At 67.9% G+C, this 17397-nt stretch carries 16 protein-coding genes; 8 read left to right on the forward strand and 8 right to left on the reverse strand.

Annotated features, from left to right (window positions below; genetic code table 11):
- Positions 1-20: 20 nt before the first annotated feature.
- On the reverse strand, positions 21-1094 hold the full coding sequence (hppD, locus tag PSPA7_RS22130; protein WP_012076962.1) for a 4-hydroxyphenylpyruvate dioxygenase: 1074 nt from the start codon (positions 1092-1094) through the stop codon (positions 21-23).
- 321 nt (positions 1095-1415) lie between these two features.
- On the opposite strand from hppD, the gene PSPA7_RS22135 reads away from it, so the two are divergent.
- From PSPA7_RS22135 to PSPA7_RS22145, 3 genes are all read left to right on the forward strand, one after another.
- Positions 1416-2204, forward strand: a complete 789-nt coding sequence (locus PSPA7_RS22135; protein WP_012076964.1) for an AraC family transcriptional regulator — start codon at positions 1416-1418, stop codon at positions 2202-2204.
- A gap of 83 nt (positions 2205-2287) precedes the next feature.
- Complete coding sequence (locus tag PSPA7_RS22140) at positions 2288-2461, forward strand: DUF1427 family protein (protein WP_003085873.1); 174 nt, start codon at positions 2288-2290, stop codon at positions 2459-2461.
- A 26-nt stretch (positions 2462-2487) separates the two neighbouring features.
- Positions 2488-3447: a quinone oxidoreductase family protein gene (locus PSPA7_RS22145; RefSeq protein WP_012076965.1), complete on the forward strand. Its 960-nt coding sequence runs from the start codon at positions 2488-2490 to the stop codon at positions 3445-3447.
- 54 nt (positions 3448-3501) lie between these two features.
- Here the strand turns inward: PSPA7_RS22145 and PSPA7_RS22150 are convergent, their stop codons facing one another.
- From PSPA7_RS22150 to PSPA7_RS22180, 7 genes are all read right to left on the reverse strand, one after another.
- A complete protein-coding gene (locus PSPA7_RS22150) occupies positions 3502-4284 on the reverse strand; it encodes an iron-containing redox enzyme family protein (protein ID WP_012076966.1) in 783 nt (260 codons plus the stop codon).
- 74 nt (positions 4285-4358) lie between these two features.
- Positions 4359-6815: an EAL domain-containing protein gene (locus PSPA7_RS22155; RefSeq protein WP_012076967.1), complete on the reverse strand. Its 2457-nt coding sequence runs from the start codon at positions 6813-6815 to the stop codon at positions 4359-4361.
- A gap of 282 nt (positions 6816-7097) precedes the next feature.
- A complete protein-coding gene (locus PSPA7_RS22160) occupies positions 7098-8888 on the reverse strand; it encodes an ABC transporter ATP-binding protein (RefSeq protein ID WP_012076968.1) in 1791 nt (596 codons plus the stop codon).
- Positions 8881-9483 carry a DsbA family protein gene (locus tag PSPA7_RS22165; protein WP_049792088.1) on the reverse strand — a complete coding sequence of 201 codons (603 nt, stop codon included), beginning with the start codon at positions 9481-9483 and terminating at the stop codon, positions 8881-8883. The genes PSPA7_RS22160 and PSPA7_RS22165 overlap by 8 nt, the downstream gene beginning before the upstream one ends.
- 39 nt (positions 9484-9522) lie before the next feature.
- Complete coding sequence (gene trhO / locus PSPA7_RS22170; protein ID WP_003151945.1) at positions 9523-10461, reverse strand: oxygen-dependent tRNA uridine(34) hydroxylase TrhO; 939 nt, start codon at positions 10459-10461, stop codon at positions 9523-9525.
- 167 nt (positions 10462-10628) lie between these two features.
- On the reverse strand, positions 10629-10934 hold the full coding sequence (locus tag PSPA7_RS22175) for a BolA family protein (RefSeq protein WP_012076970.1): 306 nt from the start codon (positions 10932-10934) through the stop codon (positions 10629-10631).
- Positions 10935-10947: 13 nt separating this feature from the next.
- Positions 10948-11496 (reverse strand): DUF2059 domain-containing protein, encoded by a 549-nt coding sequence (locus PSPA7_RS22180; RefSeq protein WP_023442949.1) that lies wholly within the window; start codon positions 11494-11496, stop codon positions 10948-10950.
- A 166-nt stretch (positions 11497-11662) separates the two neighbouring features.
- On the opposite strand from PSPA7_RS22180, the gene PSPA7_RS22185 reads away from it, so the two are divergent.
- From PSPA7_RS22185 to PSPA7_RS22205, 5 genes are all read left to right on the forward strand, one after another.
- Complete coding sequence (locus PSPA7_RS22185) at positions 11663-12682, forward strand: DUF2804 domain-containing protein (protein WP_012076971.1); 1020 nt, start codon at positions 11663-11665, stop codon at positions 12680-12682.
- 130 nt (positions 12683-12812) lie between these two features.
- Positions 12813-14207: a class II fumarate hydratase gene (locus PSPA7_RS22190; RefSeq protein WP_012076972.1), complete on the forward strand. Its 1395-nt coding sequence runs from the start codon at positions 12813-12815 to the stop codon at positions 14205-14207.
- Entirely contained in the window at positions 14200-14823 is a 624-nt protein-coding gene (locus tag PSPA7_RS22195; protein WP_012076973.1) for an NAD(P)H-dependent oxidoreductase, read from the forward strand. The genes PSPA7_RS22190 and PSPA7_RS22195 overlap by 8 nt, the downstream gene beginning before the upstream one ends.
- 279 nt (positions 14824-15102) lie before the next feature.
- Complete coding sequence (gene cbpD, locus PSPA7_RS22200; RefSeq protein WP_003151950.1) at positions 15103-16269, forward strand: chitin-binding protein CbpD; 1167 nt, start codon at positions 15103-15105, stop codon at positions 16267-16269.
- A gap of 155 nt (positions 16270-16424) precedes the next feature.
- Positions 16425-17387: a threonine dehydratase gene (locus PSPA7_RS22205; RefSeq protein ID WP_012076975.1), complete on the forward strand. Its 963-nt coding sequence runs from the start codon at positions 16425-16427 to the stop codon at positions 17385-17387.
- Positions 17388-17397: the final 10 nt, after the last annotated feature.

A 17397-nucleotide genomic window follows, 5' to 3' on the forward strand; every position in this document is an offset into this window, starting at 1 on the left:
AAGAGGCTGGCGGCTGGGAGTCAGATCACGCCACGGCGAATCTGGTCTTCCTCGATGGATTCGAACAGGGCCTTGAAGTTGCCCTCGCCGAAGCCCTGGTTGCCCTTGCGCTGGATGATCTCGAAGAAGATCGGGCCGATCACCGTGTCGGTGAAGATCTGCAGCAGGATGCCGTCGTCGCCCGGGGCGCCGTCGATCAGCAGGTTCAGCTCGCGCAGTTGCTCCAGCGGCTCGCCGTGGCCGGCGACGCGGGTGTCGACCTTCTCGTAGTAGGTGTCCGGGGTCGACATGAACTTCACCCCGTTGTCGCGCAGCTTGCGCACGGTGGCGTAGATGTCCTCGGTGGTCAGGGCGATGTGCTGGATGCCTTCGCCGTGGTATTCGCGGATGAATTCCTCGATCTGCGAGGTATCGTCGGCCGACTCGTTGATCGGGATGCGGATCTTCCCGCAGGGCGCGGTCATGGCGCGGGAGAACAGGCCGGTGAGCTTGCCTTCGATGTCGAAGTAGCGGATCTCGCGGAAGTTGGCGATACGCTCGTAGAAGCCGGACCAGACGTCCATCTGGCCGCGCTTGACGTTGTGCGTCAGGTGGTCGATGTAGGTCAGGCCGACCGAGTTGTCGTTGGCGCTGCGGCCTTCGACGAACTCGAAGTCGACATCGTAGATGGAGCGGTCGCCGTAGCGGTCGACGAGGTACAGCAGCGAACCGCCGATGCCTTCCAGGCAGGGGATGTTCAGCTCGCCGAAGTTGGCATGGCTACCCACCAGGGTCGCGCCCTGGGCTTCGGCATAGGCCGCGGCCTGGGATGCGTTCTTCACCCGGAAGGCCATGGCGCAGGCGCTCGGGCCGTGCTTGAGGGCGAACTCGTGGACGTGACCGGTGGGGCTGCCGTTGAGCACGATGTTGATGTCGTTCTGCTGGAACAGGAAGACTTCCTTGGAACGGTGCTTGGCGGTCTCGGTGAAGCCCATCATGGTGAACAGCTGGCGCAGCTGCTCGATGCCCTGGGCGTCCGGGGCGGTGAATTCGACGAACTCGAATCCGTCGGTACCGATGGGGTTGTGCTGTTCGATCTTGGCCACGGCGTTCATCCGGCCTCCTCGTTGTTCTTGTTGAATGGACCGCCGCCGGTTCAGGCGCCCGGCGACATGGGAGATGCCTTCATCTCACCCCGTGGCGACGCGCCGGACAAGCCGTCGGCAGGGCCCGGCGCAGGGCCTGGCGCAGGATTTCTGGCAACTATTCCTTACGCGCCGACGGCATGCATGGCGAACGCCCGGTCTTCGTAAAATTATCTTTACAGGGCGGTGCGAAAAGCTGCCAGCAGCGCTGTCACGGCTCCTCTGAAAGCTGGCGCTGCATGATCCGCGTCAAGCGGTTAACCTGCGTCTTTCCTCCGCTACGGCATTCCCATGGCACGACCCGCCCCACCCGACCTGAGCGATAGCCGCCGGCCCTTGCGCGGCGTCGCCCGCAGCTATCCTGCCGGGCACCGCGTCGATGCCCACGCGCACGCCTGGGGCCAGGTGCTCTACGCGGTATCCGGGATGATGTGGCTGGAAACGCCCGACGAGGCCCTGCCGGTCCCGCCGCAACGGGCGGTCTGGTTGCCTCCGGGCCTGCGCCATGCGGTGCGGGTCGCCTCCGAGTTGCAGATGCGCAACATCTACCTGAGCCCGGAACTCTCCCGCGGCCTGGAAGACCGCACGCTGGTGCTGGTGGTCGGCCCGCTGCTGCGCGAACTGATCGTCGGCCTGGTGGAGCAGGAGCGGCAGAGCGAGCCCGCCTATTACCAGGCACTGGCCAGCCTCGCCGTGCTCGAACTCGGCCGCGCCCGCCGCTCCAGCCTGCGCGTGCCGCTGCCGGACGCCTCTGACCGACGCCTGCTCGCGCTGTGCCAGGCGGTGATGGCCAACCCGTCGCTGGAGATCGGCCTGGAGCGCCTGGCCGAGGACGCCGGGGCCAGCGTGCGCACGCTCTCGCGGCTGTTCCAGCGCGGCCTGGGCATGGGCTTCGCCGACTGGCGCCGGCAGGTACAACTGGCCACCGCCGCCGCCGCGCTGATCGATGGCCGCGCGGTGAGCCGCATCGCCCACGAACTGGGCTATACGCCCAGCGCCTTCAGCGACATGTTCCGTCGCGAACTGGGCGTCTCGCCCAGCGAATACAAGGCCGAGCACCACCAGCCGAGCCTGCCTTGACCGGTATTCGATAGCGATTGGCCGATGGATCTTCCATCGGCCACCTAGACTGGCGCCATCCATCACCACTCCCGCCAGCCGCCATGAACTACCTGATCTCCCTCGGCATCGGCCTGCTGGTCGGCGTGCTCTACGCCGTCCTCGACTTCCGCTCGCCGGCGCCACCCGCCATCGCCCTGGTCGGCCTGCTTGGCATGCAACTCGGCGAACAGCTTTTCCCCCTTGGCCGCGACCTGTTGCAGCAGTGGCTGCACTGATCGCCCGCGACGACACGGAGCCCCCGATGAAAGCACTGCGATTCGACCGTACCGGTGACCTCGCCGCCCTCAAACTGGTGGAGATGCCCGCCCCGCCCCCCACCGCCGATGAAGTGCGGGTGGAAATCCGCGCCGCCGGGCTGAATCCGAGCGATGTGAAGAACGTCCTCGGCCGCTTCCCCTATACCACCCTGCCCCGGGTGCCAGGCCGCGACTTCGCCGGGGTGGTGGTGGAGGGACCGAAGGCCCTGCTCGGCCAGGCGGTCTGGGGCACCGGGCGGGAGCCGGGATTCTTCCGCGACGGTAGCCATGCGCAGTTCCTGACCCTGCCGGCCACCGGCGTCGCGCTCAAGCCGGAAAGCCTGAGCTTCGCCCAGGCCGCCAGCTGCGGGGTACCCTACAGCACCGCCTGGGACGCCCTGCAACGCAGCCAGGTCAAGGCCGGCACCCGGCTACTGGTTATCGGCGCCAACGGCGCGGTCGGCAAGGCCGCGCTGGCCCTGGCCAGGGCACTGGGCGCCGAAGCGCTCGGCGCGGTGCGGCGCGAGGAACAGCGCCAGGCGCTGGAGGCGCAGGGCATCCCCGCCCTGCTGCTGGGCGAGCCGGCCGAGCTGGCGGCACAGGTGGAAGGCGTCTTCCCCGGCGGCGCCGAGGTGATCTTCGACACCACCGGTTTCTGGCTGGAAGCGGCGGTCCCGGCGCTGGCCAGCTTCGGCCGCCTGGCGATCATCGCCGCGCCGCTCGATGGTCACGTGCGCCTGCCGGCGCTGAGCCTGTACCGCCGCGGCGCTTCGGTGGTGGGCATCAATTCGCTGCTCTACGGCGTGGAAGCCTGCGCCGGCTTCCTCCGCGCGTTCGGCGAGCTGTTCGACCAGGGCCGCCTGCCGCTGCCCGGCAATCTGCGGGAGGTGCCGCTGGAACAGGGCGTCGAGCAGTATCACGCGGTGCATGCGGGGTGCGCCGAGAAGGTTGTCCTGGTGCCCTGAGCAAAGGCGGCAGGGCTCCCGGCGAAATGCCGGAAGCGCCAGGCGAAAACACCGCTATTCCACGCCAACCGCCAGCTTGCGCCCGCTACGCGCCGTCTCCAGCTGCATCAGGCGCTCGAGGAACAGGTACATGTAGTCGTAGCTCTTGCAGACCGCGTCGCGCAGTTGCCGGCGCAGCTCGGCGCTGGGATTGGTGCCGGCCAGGGTGCAGATGATCTCCAGGGCCTCCCAGGGATGGGCATCGTCGTATTGGGCGTGGAGCTTGAGCCACTTCATGGCTCGCTTGCGGCCTTCCCTGGGAAAGGCGTTCTCGTAGACGCCGTTCGAACAGACCAGCGCCGACCACTCGCCGGTGACGCCCTCGATGGCGTAGTTGGTGGCGGCCATGGCCACCGCCAGCGAATCGCTGGAACAGGTGTGCCAGCACCAGTGGCTGAGTGCGTGCAACTCGGCGGGCACGTCCTGCGCCTGGATCTCGGCCAGGCTCACGCCATGGGCCTCGGCCCAGTGCAGCCAGTAGTCGGCGTGGTTGAGCTCGACGCGGATGTTGCGCATCAGCCAGCGGCGCGCCATGTCTTCGCCGGGGTGGCGGGCGAAACGGGTCTTCAGCAGGTTCTGCGACATGTACAAGGGGAACTGCTCGACCACCGGCCAGCCGCCGATCAGGTACAGGCGCATCAGCGCCGGGCTCAGCTCGGCGTCGCGCATGCGCCGGTACAGCTCGTGGCCGGACACCCGGTCCTTGCTCGCCTGGCAGTCGACGATCAGTTGCTGCGCCCACTGCGGATAGCTTCCCGCCTCCTGCAAGGGGCCCGTACGGTCAAAGAACTCGCTCACACCCGTCTCCCTTCTCTTCTTGTCGGCAACGGCCTCATAGCAGCGAAACTACTCTTTCTTCGCCCCGCGGTCACCTACCGGAGGTTCTGTCCGAGGCTCGGCCGCAAACCCTCCGCGCCCACCCCGCCGCCGGGAGGTTGGTGGCTGAACGGCAGGGGCGCGCCGATGGCCAGGCCCTGGGCATAGTCGATGCCGATCTCGCGCAGGGCCTCCATCACTTCCGCGGTCTCGACGAACTCGGCGATGGTGCGCTTGCCCATGACGTGGCCGATGTGGTTGATCACCTGGACCATGGCGCGATCGATGGGATCCTCGAGCATGTCCTTGACGAAGCTGCCATCGATCTTCAGGTAATCCACCGGCAGGTGCTTGAGGTATATGAACGACGACATGCCGGCGCAGAAATCGTCCAGGGAGAAACGGCAACCGGTGTCCTTGAGCTCGTTGATGAAGCGGATCGCGCTGGCCAGGTTGGCCACCGCCACGGTCTCGGTGACCTCGAAGCAGATGCTCTGCGGCGGGATGCGATAGCGGGCGAACTGCTCGTTGAGGAATTGCAGGAACGATTCGTCGCCGATGGTCGCCCCGGAAAGATTGATGGCGCAGGTGCCGATCGGTTCCGCATCGGGGTCTTCGGCGCGCTCGGCGAGGGTCCTGAAGGCGTTCTCCACCACCCAGCGGTCGATCAGGGTCATCAGGCCGTAGCGCTCGGCGGCGGGGATGAAGCTCAGCGGCGGCACCAGCCGCCCGTCCTCGTCGCGCAGGCGCAGCAGCAGTTCGACATGCGGGCCTTCGCCGTCTTCGCCCAGCGGCACGATGGGCTGGGCATAGAGGCTGAAGCGATCCTCCTCCAGCGCCAGGTGGATACGCTGGACCCAGGTCATCTCGCCGAAGCGCATCGACAGCTCGACGTCGTCCTGGTGGAACACCTGGACCCGGTTGCGGCCTTTTTCCTTGGCCATGTAGCAGGCCATGTCGGCCGAGCGCAGCGCTTCCTCGAGGGTCGAGATACCCGGCAGCAGATGCACCAGGCCGACGCTGACGGTGCAATTGAACGGCTGTCCGCTCCAGGTGAAGTGCAGGTCCTGCACCGTCTTGCGCAGGTGGTCGGCGATCTCCACGGCCTTCTCCGCCGGGCAGTTCTCCAGCAGGATGCCGAACTCGTCGCCGCCCAGCCGCGCCAGCGTGTCGCCTTCGCGCAGGCCCTGTTGCAGCAGGGTGCAGACCTGGCGCAGCAGTTCGTCGCCGGCGGCGTGCCCGCAGGTGTCGTTGACCAGCTTGAACTGGTCCAGGTCGAGGAACATCAGCGCGTGCCGCCCATTGCTTCGCTCCAGGCGCTCCAACGCCATCTGCAGGCGGTATTCGAATTCACGACGGTTGGTCAGGCCGGTCAGCGCGTCGTGGGTCGCCTGCCAGGACAGGCGCGCCATGTACTGGCGCTCGCGGGTCATGTCGTGGAGCACCAGCACCACCCCGGTGATCTCGCCGCCGCGGTGGATCGGCGCGCCCACCAGGGTCACCGGCACGCTGCTGCCGTCGTGGCGCAGGACCAGCTTGGAATGCTCGCGGCCGCCGTCGATCTCGCCGCTGAGGATCTGCTCGATCAGCAGCATGCCCTCCTCCCGCGAGCTTTCGTCGACGATCCGGAACAGCGACGCCAGGGGCAGGCCGCGGGCCTTGTCCAGGGTCCAATTGGTCATCTGCTCGGCGGCTGGGTTGAGGTAGGAGATGCCCCCCTCGGTGTCGGCGGTGATGACCCCGTCGCCGATCGATGCCAGGGTGATCTGCGCCCGCTCGCGCTCGGCGTCGAGGGCGTTCTCCACCTCCTGGCGCTGCATCAGCTGCTGGCGAGTGCGCAGGAACGCCAGAAGGATCAGCACGCTGGCGGTCGCCAGGTTGGCCACCAGCAGCAACCTGAGCAGCGCCCGCGAGCCTTCGCCAAGGGCGTCGCTGAAGGCCTTGGCCGCCGGCGTGACCTTCTCGTTGATCGCGTGGATCTCGCTCTTCCACTGGAGTACCTGCTCGGCGCCGGCCTGCCCGGCGCCGATCCCCGCGCGCATCCTGGCGGCGGCGACGTCGATCAGTTCCATGACGTACTTGTCGCCCACCAGCCACAGCTCGATGGCCCGTTCGAAATAGCTGAAGTCGTGGAAGTTGCGGTACAGCCAGATGATCGCGGTAACGTCGTCGGGGTGGTTGCCGCCCTTGAGGATACCCTGCCGCGCTGCCTCGATGTCGGGGTCGGGCTGGTCCAGCGCCAGGCGCATCTCGCGGTCGCCGAGGGGAATCGCGATGGCTTCCTCGTAGCGATGGAAGTCTTCGTCGGCACGCGAGTCGGCGTACAGGGTGAGATAGTAGATGGCGTCCTTCTGGCCCTTCGACCAGAGGCTTTCGCCACCGACGTAGCTGCGCACCGCGGAGAGGACATAGAGACTGCCTCCCGCGAGCATGGCCTGCAGCAACACCACGACGATGAAGGGCCATACCAGGCCGAGCAGGCGGGGCTTGTCGAGAGTCCGGTTCTGCCTCATTCCATCTACCATTCAAACTGGCGCAAAGCGATCGGGCGCGCGTCCGCGACACCCCTGACTGCATCACCTGTCGGCCGCTCAAGATCCCTACGCAGAACTCCCGAGGCCTTGCCCTGCCGGAAGCCGGCCATAAGCCGGCAAACAGTCTGAGTCTAGTGGCTGTTTGCCGAACCTGCCCTGCACCTGGCGGAACGGACAGCGGTTTTTATTGCTACAGCCAATAAAAACCCGACGTCTTATAGGGAATATACGAAAAAAAACGCCAGGCGCCAGCCCGCCGCCTCACATCTGCTGAAGATGGCCGTAGAGCCGGGCGTAGAGACCGCCTTCGGCGATCAGTTGCTGGTGGTCGCCGTCCTCGGCGATGCGCCCACCGTCGAAGACCAGGACCCGGTCGGCCTGCTTCACCGCCGACAGCCGATGGGCCACGATCAATGTGGTGCGGCCCTCGAGAAAGTCGCCGAGGGCCTGGTGCAGGGCATACTCGGTGGCAGCGTCGAGGGCCGAGGTGGCCTCGTCGAGGATCACCACCCTGGGCTCGGCGAGGATCATCCGGGCGATCGCCAGGCGCTGCCGCTGGCCGCCCGACAGGCGTACCCCGGAACGGCCGACGAGAGTGTCCAGGCCCTGCGGCAGGCGCCGCACGGCGTCGCCCAGCTGGGCGATCTCCAGGGCTCGCCAGCAGGCCTCGTCGCTGCGCTCGCGGCCCATGGTCAGGTTGGCGCGCACGCTGTCGTTGAACAGCGCCGGATGCTGCAGGACAACCACCACGTGCTCGCGCACGCAATCCAGGCCGATCTCCTCCAGCGCCACGCCGCCATAGCGGATGCTGCCGCGCTGCGCGCTGTAGAGGCCGAGCAGCAGTTGCACCAGGGTGCTCTTGCCGCCACCGCTGGCGCCGACCAGGGCGACCTTCTCGCCGGCTGCGATGTTCAGGTCGAGCTGTTCCAGGACCTTGTCCTCGCCATAGGCGAAGTCCAGCCCGCGCACCTCGATGCCGACGGTGGCGCGGCCGGCGAAGGGGTCGCGCAGCGGCGGATAGCGCGGCTCGTCGGCCCGCGCCAGCAGCTCGTTGATCCGTTGCAGCGCGCCGCCGGCGGCATAGTAGGCGTACTGCAGACCGAGCAGCTGCTCGACCGGGCCGATCATGAACCACAGGTAGCTGAACACCGCCAGCATCTGCCCGATCGACAGGTCCGAGAGCAGCACGGTGAGCATCGCCGCGGCGCGGAACACGTCGATGCCGAACTGGAACAGCAGGCCGCTGGCGCGGCCGGCGGCGTCGCTCTTCCATTGCGAGGCCACGGCATGATCACGGACCTCCTGGGCGCGCTGGCCGAGGCGGCCGAGGAAAAAGCCCTGGCGATTGCCAGCACGGACCTCCTGGATCGCCTCGAGGGTTTCGGTCAACGCCTGGGTGAAGCGCGCGGTACTGTCGTTCTCGAGCTTCTTGAGGTGCTTGACGCGCTTGCCCAGCTGTACCGTGGACCAGATCACCAGCGGGTTGAACAGCAGGATCAGCAAGGCGAGCTGCCAGTGCATCCAGACCAGGATCGCGGCAGTGCCGAGCAGGGTCAGCAGGGCCACCAGGAAGCGGCTGAGGGTTTCCCCGACGAACTTGTCCAGGGTGTCCAGGTCGGTGACCAGGTGGGCGCTGACCGAACCACCGCCGAGTGTCTCGTACTCGCCCAGGGCGATGTGCCGCAGACGCTCGATCAGGCGCAGGCGGACGCGGTAGACGATGTCCTTGGACAGCCGCGCGAACAACTTCGCCTGGAGCACGTTGAACACGAGAGCCGCCCCCCGCAACAGGAGCGTCGCCGCCAGCATCAGGCCTATGTAGCCGAACGCCACCTGCCAGTCGGCGGGCAACAGGCGGTCCATGAAACGCAGCGCGGCGTCGCCCTTGCCGAGCAGCACTTCGTCCACCAGCAGCGGCAGCAGCAAGGGGATGGGCACGGTACAGAGGGTAGCCAGCAGCGCCACCAGGTTGGCGAGCAGCAGGGCTTTCTTGTGGCGCAGTGCGAGTCGGCGAATCTCCGCCCAGCTCAGGCGGTCTCCGCGCTCACTCATGCCGGCCCCGCTCCAGCCAGCGGCCGAGCAGCGGCGCCAGCTCGGCGAGCGGCTGGTAGCCGTTGGTGAGCAGCGCCAGCTGGCCGTCGCGCTCGGCCAGCAGGGTCGGGAACCCGGCGATGCCGAGGTCCTGGACCCAGGCAAAGTCGGCGGCGGTGGCATCGTGCGCCTCGCCGCTGTCGAAGGCCGCGGCGAACTCGATGCGCGGGATACCCACCGCCTCCGCCAGGTCGGTCAACACCGCCGCCCGGGTGACGTCGAGGCCCTCGGCATAGAACGCCTGCTGGATCGCCTTGACCAGCGGCCAGGCGCACGCCTCGTCGAGGCTGCGCGCGGCCACCAGGGCGCGACAGGCCGGCTCGGTGTCGTAGACGAAGCCGTCGGGCAGTGCGTCGTCGAAGCGGAACGGCTGGCCGGTGGCCTGCCGCACCGTCTGCCAGTGGCCGAGAATATAGCTTCGGGTATTCGGGTCGAGTGCCGCGCCGTGGCCGGCGCGCAGGCCACCGGCCACCAGGTGGAAGGCGACCGCGTCGGCCGCCGCCTGCCGGGCCAGCGCCTCGGCGACCGGGGCGAAGCCCCAGCACCAGGAACACATCGGGTCCATCACATACAGCAGGCGGGCCTTGGCCAAGGTTCAGTTCTCCAGCGTGGACTGGCGCGGGTCGCGGCCGAGCGGGTGCGGCTGGTTGCGCTGCCGCGCCAGTTCGATCTGCTTCTGCCGCTCGCGGGCGCCGGCCCGGGTCTTCTCGCTCAGCGAGTCCCAGCAGTGCGGACAGCTGATGCCGGGCACGTAGTGCTCGGACTGGCGGTCTTCCACCGATACCGGGTTGCGGCAGGCGTGGCACTGATCGTATTCACCCTCGCTAAGATCGTGGCGCACGGTCACCCGGTTGTCGAATACGAAGCAGTCGCCGCGCCACAGGCTCTGCTCCTGCGGCACCTCCTCGAGGTACTTGAGGATCCCACCCCGGAGATGGAAGACCTCCTCGAAGCCGGCGCCGAGCATGTAGCTGGAAGCCTTCTCGCAACGGATGCCGCCGGTGCAGAACATCGCCACCTTCTTGTGCCGCGCGGGATCGTAGTGGGCCTTGATGTACTCGGGGAATTCGCGGAACGAGCGGGTCTTCGGATCGACCGCGCCCTCGAAGGTGCCGATCGCCACCTCGTAGTCGTTGCGGGTGTCGATCAGCAGCACTTCCGGATCGCTGATCAGGGCGTTCCAGTCCTTCGCCTCGACGTATTGCCCGACCCGCTTGTTCGGATCGACGCCGGGCACGCCGAGGGTGACGATTTCCTTCTTCAGCTTGACCTTGGTGCGATAGAACGGCTGTTCGTCGCAATAGGATTCCTTGTGCTCGATGTCGGCCAGCCGCGGATCGCTGCGCAGCCAGGCGAACAGCGCATCGATGCCTTCGCGGCTACCGGAGACGGTGCCGTTGATGCCTTCCTCGGCCAGCAGCAGGGTGCCTTTCACGCCGTTGTCGAGCAGGGTTTGCAGCAGGGGTTCACGCAGCGCCACGTAATCGTCGAGAGTCACGAACTTGTACAGCGCCGCCACGACGATGGATGTCATGGGGATATAGCCTCCAGGTGGTCGCCCGCGTAAAGGGCGGACCGGAACGATAGAAGCGCGCCAGCCGGTGGCGCATGGAAACGACAACGCCGGCGGAAGGCCGGCGCTGGGTGCGTAGTCTAGCGCAGCAGGGGCAGGCTCTGCACCCCGCCGCGACGGACGCCGTCTCAGGGTATGTCGTGCTTGCTGCCGCCGCGGCAGGTCGGCGAGGCCGGCACCGCGGCCTGGCTCCACTCCTCCGGAGTGTAGGTGTGCAGCGCCAGGGCATGGAATTCGCCCATCAGCCCGCCGAGGGTAGCGTACACCTTCTGGTGCCGCTTCACCGAGTTCAGGCCGGCGAACTGCGGGCTGACCAGCACCACCTTGAAGTGGGTCTCCAGCCCGCGGCTGTGCATGTGGCTCTCGTCGTGCACCTCGACGTGTTGCGGGTCGAGGGGCTGCAAGGCGGTCTGGATACGGTCACGCATGCTCATCGCGAATCACGGCTCACTTTTTCTTCTGGGCCGGCGCGGCGACGCCGAGTTCCTTGTCCATGTCGGCCATCAGCTTGTTCACCGGCTCCACGGCGCCCTGCAGCCTGGACTGGGTCAACTGGGCGGATTCGGCGGTCAGGCGCGGCATCTTCTCCAGCACTTTCTTGCCCAGCGGCGACTGGTAGAAGGCGTTCAGGTCCTTCAGCTCGGACTCGCTGAAGTTGCTGGTGTAGAGCTTGATCAGCTCGGGCTTGATCTTGTCCCAGCCGATGGCGCGGTCCAGCTCGGCATTGGCCTTGGCCTGGTAACGCTCGAGAACCGCCTTCTTGCTCTCCGGCGCCTTCGCCTGGGCGAAGCGCTGGGCCAGCATCTGCTGCACCTGGGCGTAGACCGGCACCGTCAGCTTGTCGGCATGGACCAGCTTGAGGAATTGCTCGGCCTGGCTGGCGGAATCGGCCATGGCCATGGAGCTGAGGCTGAGCAGCACGGCGCTGCCGATGAGGCGAAGACGGGTCATGGAAAATCCTTGAGGTTGGGTAGGTGTGTCCGTGGGACCCGACATTCTGCGCCTAAGTTCGAAATCCGCTCAAGCGCGACGCCGAATATCGGCAAAATCCTATTCCGCTCCCGCCGCTACCCATCGTCTACTATCAGTTCTGTAGCGGGTACTTGCCGCCCTCCTTCCGCAGCCGGCATGCTTGCCTCAGCCTGTCACATGGATGTGTTGGATGAACGAAACCGCCGCCGATACCCTCGCCGTATCGCCCCCGCCCCTGCGCAACCTCTGCGATGGCCAAGGCCGGCTCGATCCCCGCGCGATCGGCTGGTCCACCCGGCCGCGGGTGTTCTGCCGCATCCCCGGCCACTTCGGCCGGCGCAAGCGCTGGAACCACTGGTGCATCGTCAGTCCCGGCTGGATGCTCTCGCTGACCGTCGCCGACCTCGACTACCTGAACTACGGTGCCGCCTACTTCCTCGACCTGGCCAGCGGCCAGGCGGTGGCGCACACGCAGATCCGCTTCTTCGGCCACGGCTGCCAGCTGCCCGACGAGCCGCAGGCCAGCCATGCCTTCGAGCACCCGCGCCTGCAACTGCGTTTCGACGAGCAGCCCGGGCGCCTGCGCATCACCGGCCAGGCCCCGGATCTCGGCGGCCTGCCGCTGGAGCTGGCGCTGGAAGTGCGGCGGCCATCGCACCTGGAATCGGTGAACCTGGTGGTGCCGATGGGCGAGCAGACCTTCCACGCCTGCAGCCGCCAGCTCGGCCTGCCGATCAGCGGCAGCCTGCAGCTCGGCAACCGGCACTACGACTGCCAGGCGGGCCAGAGCTTCGCCGCATTGGACTTCGGTCGCGGCGTCTGGCCGCTGCACACCTACTGGACCCGCGCCGCCTTCGCCGCGCCTGGCGGCATCGCCGGCAACTTCGGCAGCGGCTGGACCGAGGCCAGCGGCCTGCGCGAGAACGCCCTGTGGTTCGGCGGCACGCTCAGCCGCGTGCTCGACGACGTGCATATCCGCGAACCTCGCGACCCGCTGGCCGAATGGCGCCTGGACAGCGCCTGTGGCCGCGTCGAACTGCTCTTCCGCCCCGAACAGCTGCACCAGGCGCGCCCCAGCGTCGGCCTGTTCTACGCCAATACCCGGCAGTGGTTCGGCCGCTTCAGCGGCACCCTGCGCCACGACGACGGCGATTGCGTACCGGTGGACGGCGCCCTCGGCTGGATCGGCTCGACCCGTGCACGCTGGTAGCCGCGCGCGGCGGCCAATCTATTTCCGACCCGCGCCGCGACGGAAAATGCCCGCGACGAAGCGACGGCAGCGGAACCCAGAGCCGGACGGAGGGCCTAAACTGCCGGAAACGCACGCCTGGAGAATTCTCATGAGCCGGACCGAAACCGACAGCCTGGGCACCATCGAGGTGCCCGACGACGCCTACTGGGGCGCCCAGACCCAGCGCTCGCTGGAAAACTTCGCCATCGGCGGCCAGCGCATGCCGCTCGCCGTGATCCATGCCCTGGCGCTGATCAAGAAAGCCGCCGCGCGGGTCAACGACCACCTCGGCGAACTGCCGCCGGAAGTCGCCCGGCTGATCGAGCAGGCCGCCGACGAAGTGCTCGAAGGCCGCCATGACGAGCATTTCCCGCTGGTGGTCTGGCAGACCGGCAGCGGTACCCAGACCAACATGAACGTCAACGAGGTGATCGCCGGCCGCGCCAACGAACTGGCCGGCAACCCGCGCGGCGGCAAGTCGCCGGTGCACCCCAACGACCATGTCAACCGCGCGCAGAGCTCCAACGACAGCTTCCCCACCGCCATGCACATCGCCGCCGCCAAGGCCGTGCACGAACAATTGCTGCCGGCCATCGCCGAGCTTTCCGGCGGCCTCGCCGAACAGTCGGCGCGCCACGCCAGTCTGGTCAAGACCGGTCGCACCCACCTGATGGACGCCACGCCGATCACCTTCGGCCAGGAGCTCTCGGCCTTCGTCGCCCAGCTCGACTACGCCGAGCGCGCCATCCGCGCGGCACTGCCGGCGGTCTACCAGTTGGCCCAGGGCGGCACCGCAGTGGGCACCGGGCTCAACGCGCCGAAGGGCTTCGCCGACGCCATCGCCGCGGAAATCGCCGCCGAGTCGGGCCTGCCCTTCGTCGCCGCGCCGAACAAGTTCGCCGCGCTGGCCGGCCACGAGCCGCTGGTGATCCTCTCCGGCGCCCTGAAGAGCCTGGCGGTGGCGCTGATGAAGATCGCCAACGACCTGCGCCTGCTCGGCTCCGGCCCCCGCGCCGGTTTCGCCGAGGTGAAGCTGCCGGCCAACGAGCCGGGCAGCTCGATCATGCCCGGCAAGGTCAACCCGACCCAGTGCGAGGCCCTGTCGATGCTGGCCTGCCAGGTCATGGGCAACGACAGCACGATCTCCTTCGCCGCCAGCCAGGGCCACCTGCAACTCAACGTGTTCAAGCCGGTGATCGTCTACAACCTGCTGGAATCCATCCGCCTGCTCGCCGACGGCTGCCGCAACTTCAACAAGCACTGCGTCGCCGGCCTGGAGCCGGACGCCCAGCGCATGGCCGACCTGCTGGAGCGCGGCCTGATGCTGGTCACCGCGCTGAACCCGCACATCGGCTACGACAAGGCCGCGGAGATCGCCAAGAAGGCCTACGCCGAAGGCACCACCCTGCGCGCCGCGGCGCTGCAACTGGGCTATCTGGACGAGGCGCAGTTCGACGAATGGGTGCGTCCGGAACTGATGCTGGAGGCCGGCCACCATGGTTGAGACCGCCAAGAGCGGCGCCACCCCGCTGGAAGGCGACGGCAAGCGCATCCTGCTGGTCATCGGCTCGCCCAAGCGCAAGAGCTTCTGCCACCTGCTCGCCGAATGCTACGCCCAGGGCGCGCGGAGCAAGGACCACGTGGTGCGCGAACTGAAACTCGGCGAGCTGGCCTTCGACCCGATCCTCCACGAGGGCTACGAGCAGAGCCAGGTGCTCGAGCCCGACCTGCTGGAAGCGCAGCGGCAGATCCACTGGGCCGAGCACCTGGTGTTCGTCTACCCGGTCTGGTGGGGCGGCCTGCCGGCCCTGCTGCAGGGCTTCTTCGACCGCGCCCTGCAGCCGGGCTTCGCCTTCCGCTACCGCGGCACCCAGGACAAGGACTGGGAGCAACTGCTGGGCGGGCGCAGCGCCGACCTGCTGGTCTGCCACGACCAGCCGCTGTCGCGCCTGCGCTTCCTCAAGGGCCCGCCGGCGCACCGGCAGATGGTGCGCAACGTGCTCGGCGCCTGTGGCATCGCCACCCGCCGCCTGGAAGAGTTCGCGCCGATGCGCAGTTCCGGCGAGGAACAGCGCCAGGGCTGGCTGCGCCGCGCCGAGCAGCTCGGCAGCCAGGTCTAGCCACCTTCCCGCCCGGCTGCGGCCGGGCGCGGACACTGATCGTTCTGACAGGTCCGCCCTCCTGCGTCGCCGTCGCTTCCAGCCCCTCGATGGCGGCCCTTTGCCTGCCTCTACCGGCTCACAGTGCGGGTGCCGACTGCTTTGCATTCCGTGACATCCACCCGCAATGGGTAGGAATTCTGACCGCCCCGTCACATTTGGTAGGGACCCTGCAGCGCCAGCCGGGGCTAGGATCAGCCCGCTTCGCAATGAATCCGGTTCTGCAAAAAAGGACTTGTCATGAAACACTACTCAGCCACCCTGGCACTCCTGCCACTCACCCTCGCCCTGTTCCTGCCCCAGGCGGCCAACGCCCACGGCTCGATGGAAACGCCGCCCAGCCGGGTCTACGGCTGCTTCCTCGAAGGTCCGGAGAATCCCAAGTCGGCCGCCTGCAAGGCCGCCGTCGCAGCCGGCGGCACCCAGGCGCTGTACGACTGGAATGGCGTCAACCAGGGCAACGCCAACGGCAACCACCAGGCGGTGGTCCCCGACGGCCAGCTCTGCGGCGCCGGCAAGGCGCTGTTCAAGGGCCTGAACCTGGCCCGCAGCGACTGGCCGAGCACCGCCATCGCCCCGGACGCCAGCGGCAACTTCCAGTTCGTCTACAAGGCCAGCGCGCCACACGCGACCCGCTACTTCGACTTCTACATCACCAAGGACGGCTACAACCCGGAGAAACCGCTGGCCTGGGGCGACCTGGAGCCGGCGCCGTTCTGTTCGATCACCAGCGTCAAGCTGGAGAACGGCACCTACCGGATGAACTGCCCGCTGCCCCAGGGCAAGACCGGCAAGCACGTGATCTACAACGTCTGGCAGCGCTCGGACAGCCCGGAAGCCTTCTACGCCTGCATCGACGTGAGCTTCAGCGGTGCCGTCGCCAACCCCTGGCAAGCGCTGGGCAACCTGCGTGCGCAGCAGGACCTGCCGGCCGGCGCCACCGTCACCCTGCGCCTGTTCGACGCCCAGGGCCGCGACGCCCAGCGCCACAGCCTGACCCTGGCCCAGGGCAGCAACGGCGCCAAGCAATGGCCGCTGGCGCTGGCGCAGAAGGTCAACCAGGACTCGACCCTGGTCAACGTCGGCGTACTGGATGCCTACGGCGCGGTCAGCCCGGTGGCCAGTTCGCAGGACAACCAGGTCTACGTGCGCCAGGCCGGCTATCGCTTCCAGGTCGACATCGAACTGCCCAGCGAAGGCGGCGAGCAACCGGGCGGCGACGGCAAGGTCGACTTCGACTATCCGCAAGGCCTCCAGCAGTACGACGCCGGCACCGTGGTACGCGGCGCCGACGGCAAGCGCTACCAGTGCAAGCCCTACCCGAACTCCGGCTGGTGCAAGGGCTGGGACCTGTACTACGCGCCGGGCAAGGGCATGGCCTGGCAGGACGCCTGGACCCTGCTGTAATCCCCATGACTGCCGCCCGCCCCCGGGCGGCAGTCGCTTTCGCCACACAACCGGCCAGCGGTACAGTCCGCCGGCGAAACCCCGGCTACGTGTGCCTGTTCAATCCCCTGTGCGCTCCCTAGGCTGGTCCGACCACAAGTACAGGGGAATCGCATATGTCATTTTCTCTCGCCGCCCTCGAGCAGGCCGCCGCGATCGTCCGCCAGACCCTGCCGCCGACGCCGCAGATCCGCTGGCCACTGCTGTGCGAGACGCTGGGCTGCGATGTCTGGATGAAGCACGAGAACCACCTGCCGGTGGGCGCTTTCAAGCTGCGCGGCGGGCTGGTCTACTTCCACCACCTGGCGCACCAAGGTGAACGGCCGGCCGGGGTGATCAGCGCCACCCGCGGCAACCATGGCCAGTCGGTGGCCTTCTCGGCGAGCCGCCATGGTATCCGCCCGGTCATCGTCGTGCCGCACGGCAACAGCCGAGAGAAGAACGCGGCGATGCGCAGCCTCGGCGCCGAGCTGGTCGAACACGGTGAGGATTTCCAGGCCTCCCGCGAATACGCCGCCGAGCGCGCCCGGCGCGACGGCCTGCACCTGATTCCGGCGTTCCATCCCTGGCTGGTGGCCGGGGTCGCCAGCTACGCCCTGGAGCTGTTCGCCGCGCAGCCCGATCTCGATGAAGTCTACGTGCCGATCGGCATGGGTTCGGGTATCTGCGGCCTGATCGCCGCACGCGACGCGCTGGGCCTGAAGACCCGCATCGTCGGCGTGGTCTCCGCCCATGCGCCGGCCTATGCGCTGTCGTTCGAGGCCGGCGCGGCGATCAGCCATCCGGTCGCCACCCGGCTGGCCGACGGCATGGCCTGCAGCACCCCGGACCCGAGCGCGCTGGAAATGATCCTGGCCGGCGCCGACCGCGTGGTGCGGGTCAGCGATGCGGAGATCGGCGCGGCCATGCGCCTGTGCTTCACCAGCACCCATAACGTCGGCGAGGGCGCCGGCGTCGCCGCCCTCGCCGCGGCGTGGCAGGAACGCGAGCGCCTCGAGGGACTGAAGGTGGGGCTGATCCTCAGCGGGGCGAACGTCGACCGGGCGCTGTTCGCCGAGCAACTGGCGGCGGTCGACTGAAGCCGCGCCG

Origin of the sequence: Pseudomonas paraeruginosa PA7, assembly GCF_000017205.1 — a bacterium.
Lineage (GTDB): Bacteria > Pseudomonadota > Gammaproteobacteria > Pseudomonadales > Pseudomonadaceae > Pseudomonas > Pseudomonas paraeruginosa.

Bases quoted from the DNA above. Each gene is read 5' to 3' on its own strand.
- PSPA7_RS22175 (WP_012076970.1), bottom strand. From the start codon at position 10,934: ATGAGCATGCGTGACCGTATCCAGACCGCCTTGCAGCCCCTCGACCCG.
- PSPA7_RS22185 (WP_012076971.1), top strand. From the start codon at position 11,663: ATGAACGAAACCGCCGCCGATACCCTCGCCGTATCGCCCCCGCCCCTG.
- cbpD (WP_003151950.1), top strand. From the start codon at position 15,103: ATGAAACACTACTCAGCCACCCTGGCACTCCTGCCACTCACCCTCGCC.
- PSPA7_RS22135 (WP_012076964.1), top strand. From the start codon at position 1,416: ATGGCACGACCCGCCCCACCCGACCTGAGCGATAGCCGCCGGCCCTTG.
- PSPA7_RS22195 (WP_012076973.1), top strand. From the start codon at position 14,200: ATGGTTGAGACCGCCAAGAGCGGCGCCACCCCGCTGGAAGGCGACGGC.
- hppD (WP_012076962.1), bottom strand. From the start codon at position 1,094: ATGAACGCCGTGGCCAAGATCGAACAGCACAACCCCATCGGTACCGAC.
- PSPA7_RS22155 (WP_012076967.1), bottom strand. From the start codon at position 6,815: ATGAGGCAGAACCGGACTCTCGACAAGCCCCGCCTGCTCGGCCTGGTA.
- PSPA7_RS22180 (WP_023442949.1), bottom strand. From the start codon at position 11,496: ATGTCGGGTCCCACGGACACACCTACCCAACCTCAAGGATTTTCCATG.
- PSPA7_RS22140 (WP_003085873.1), top strand. From the start codon at position 2,288: ATGAACTACCTGATCTCCCTCGGCATCGGCCTGCTGGTCGGCGTGCTC.
- PSPA7_RS22205 (WP_012076975.1), top strand. From the start codon at position 16,425: ATGTCATTTTCTCTCGCCGCCCTCGAGCAGGCCGCCGCGATCGTCCGC.
- PSPA7_RS22160 (WP_012076968.1), bottom strand. From the start codon at position 8,888: ATGAGTGAGCGCGGAGACCGCCTGAGCTGGGCGGAGATTCGCCGACTC.
- PSPA7_RS22190 (WP_012076972.1), top strand. From the start codon at position 12,813: ATGAGCCGGACCGAAACCGACAGCCTGGGCACCATCGAGGTGCCCGAC.
- PSPA7_RS22145 (WP_012076965.1), top strand. From the start codon at position 2,488: ATGAAAGCACTGCGATTCGACCGTACCGGTGACCTCGCCGCCCTCAAA.
- trhO (WP_003151945.1), bottom strand. From the start codon at position 10,461: ATGACATCCATCGTCGTGGCGGCGCTGTACAAGTTCGTGACTCTCGAC.
- PSPA7_RS22165 (WP_049792088.1), bottom strand. From the start codon at position 9,483: ATGTGTTCCTGGTGCTGGGGCTTCGCCCCGGTCGCCGAGGCGCTGGCC.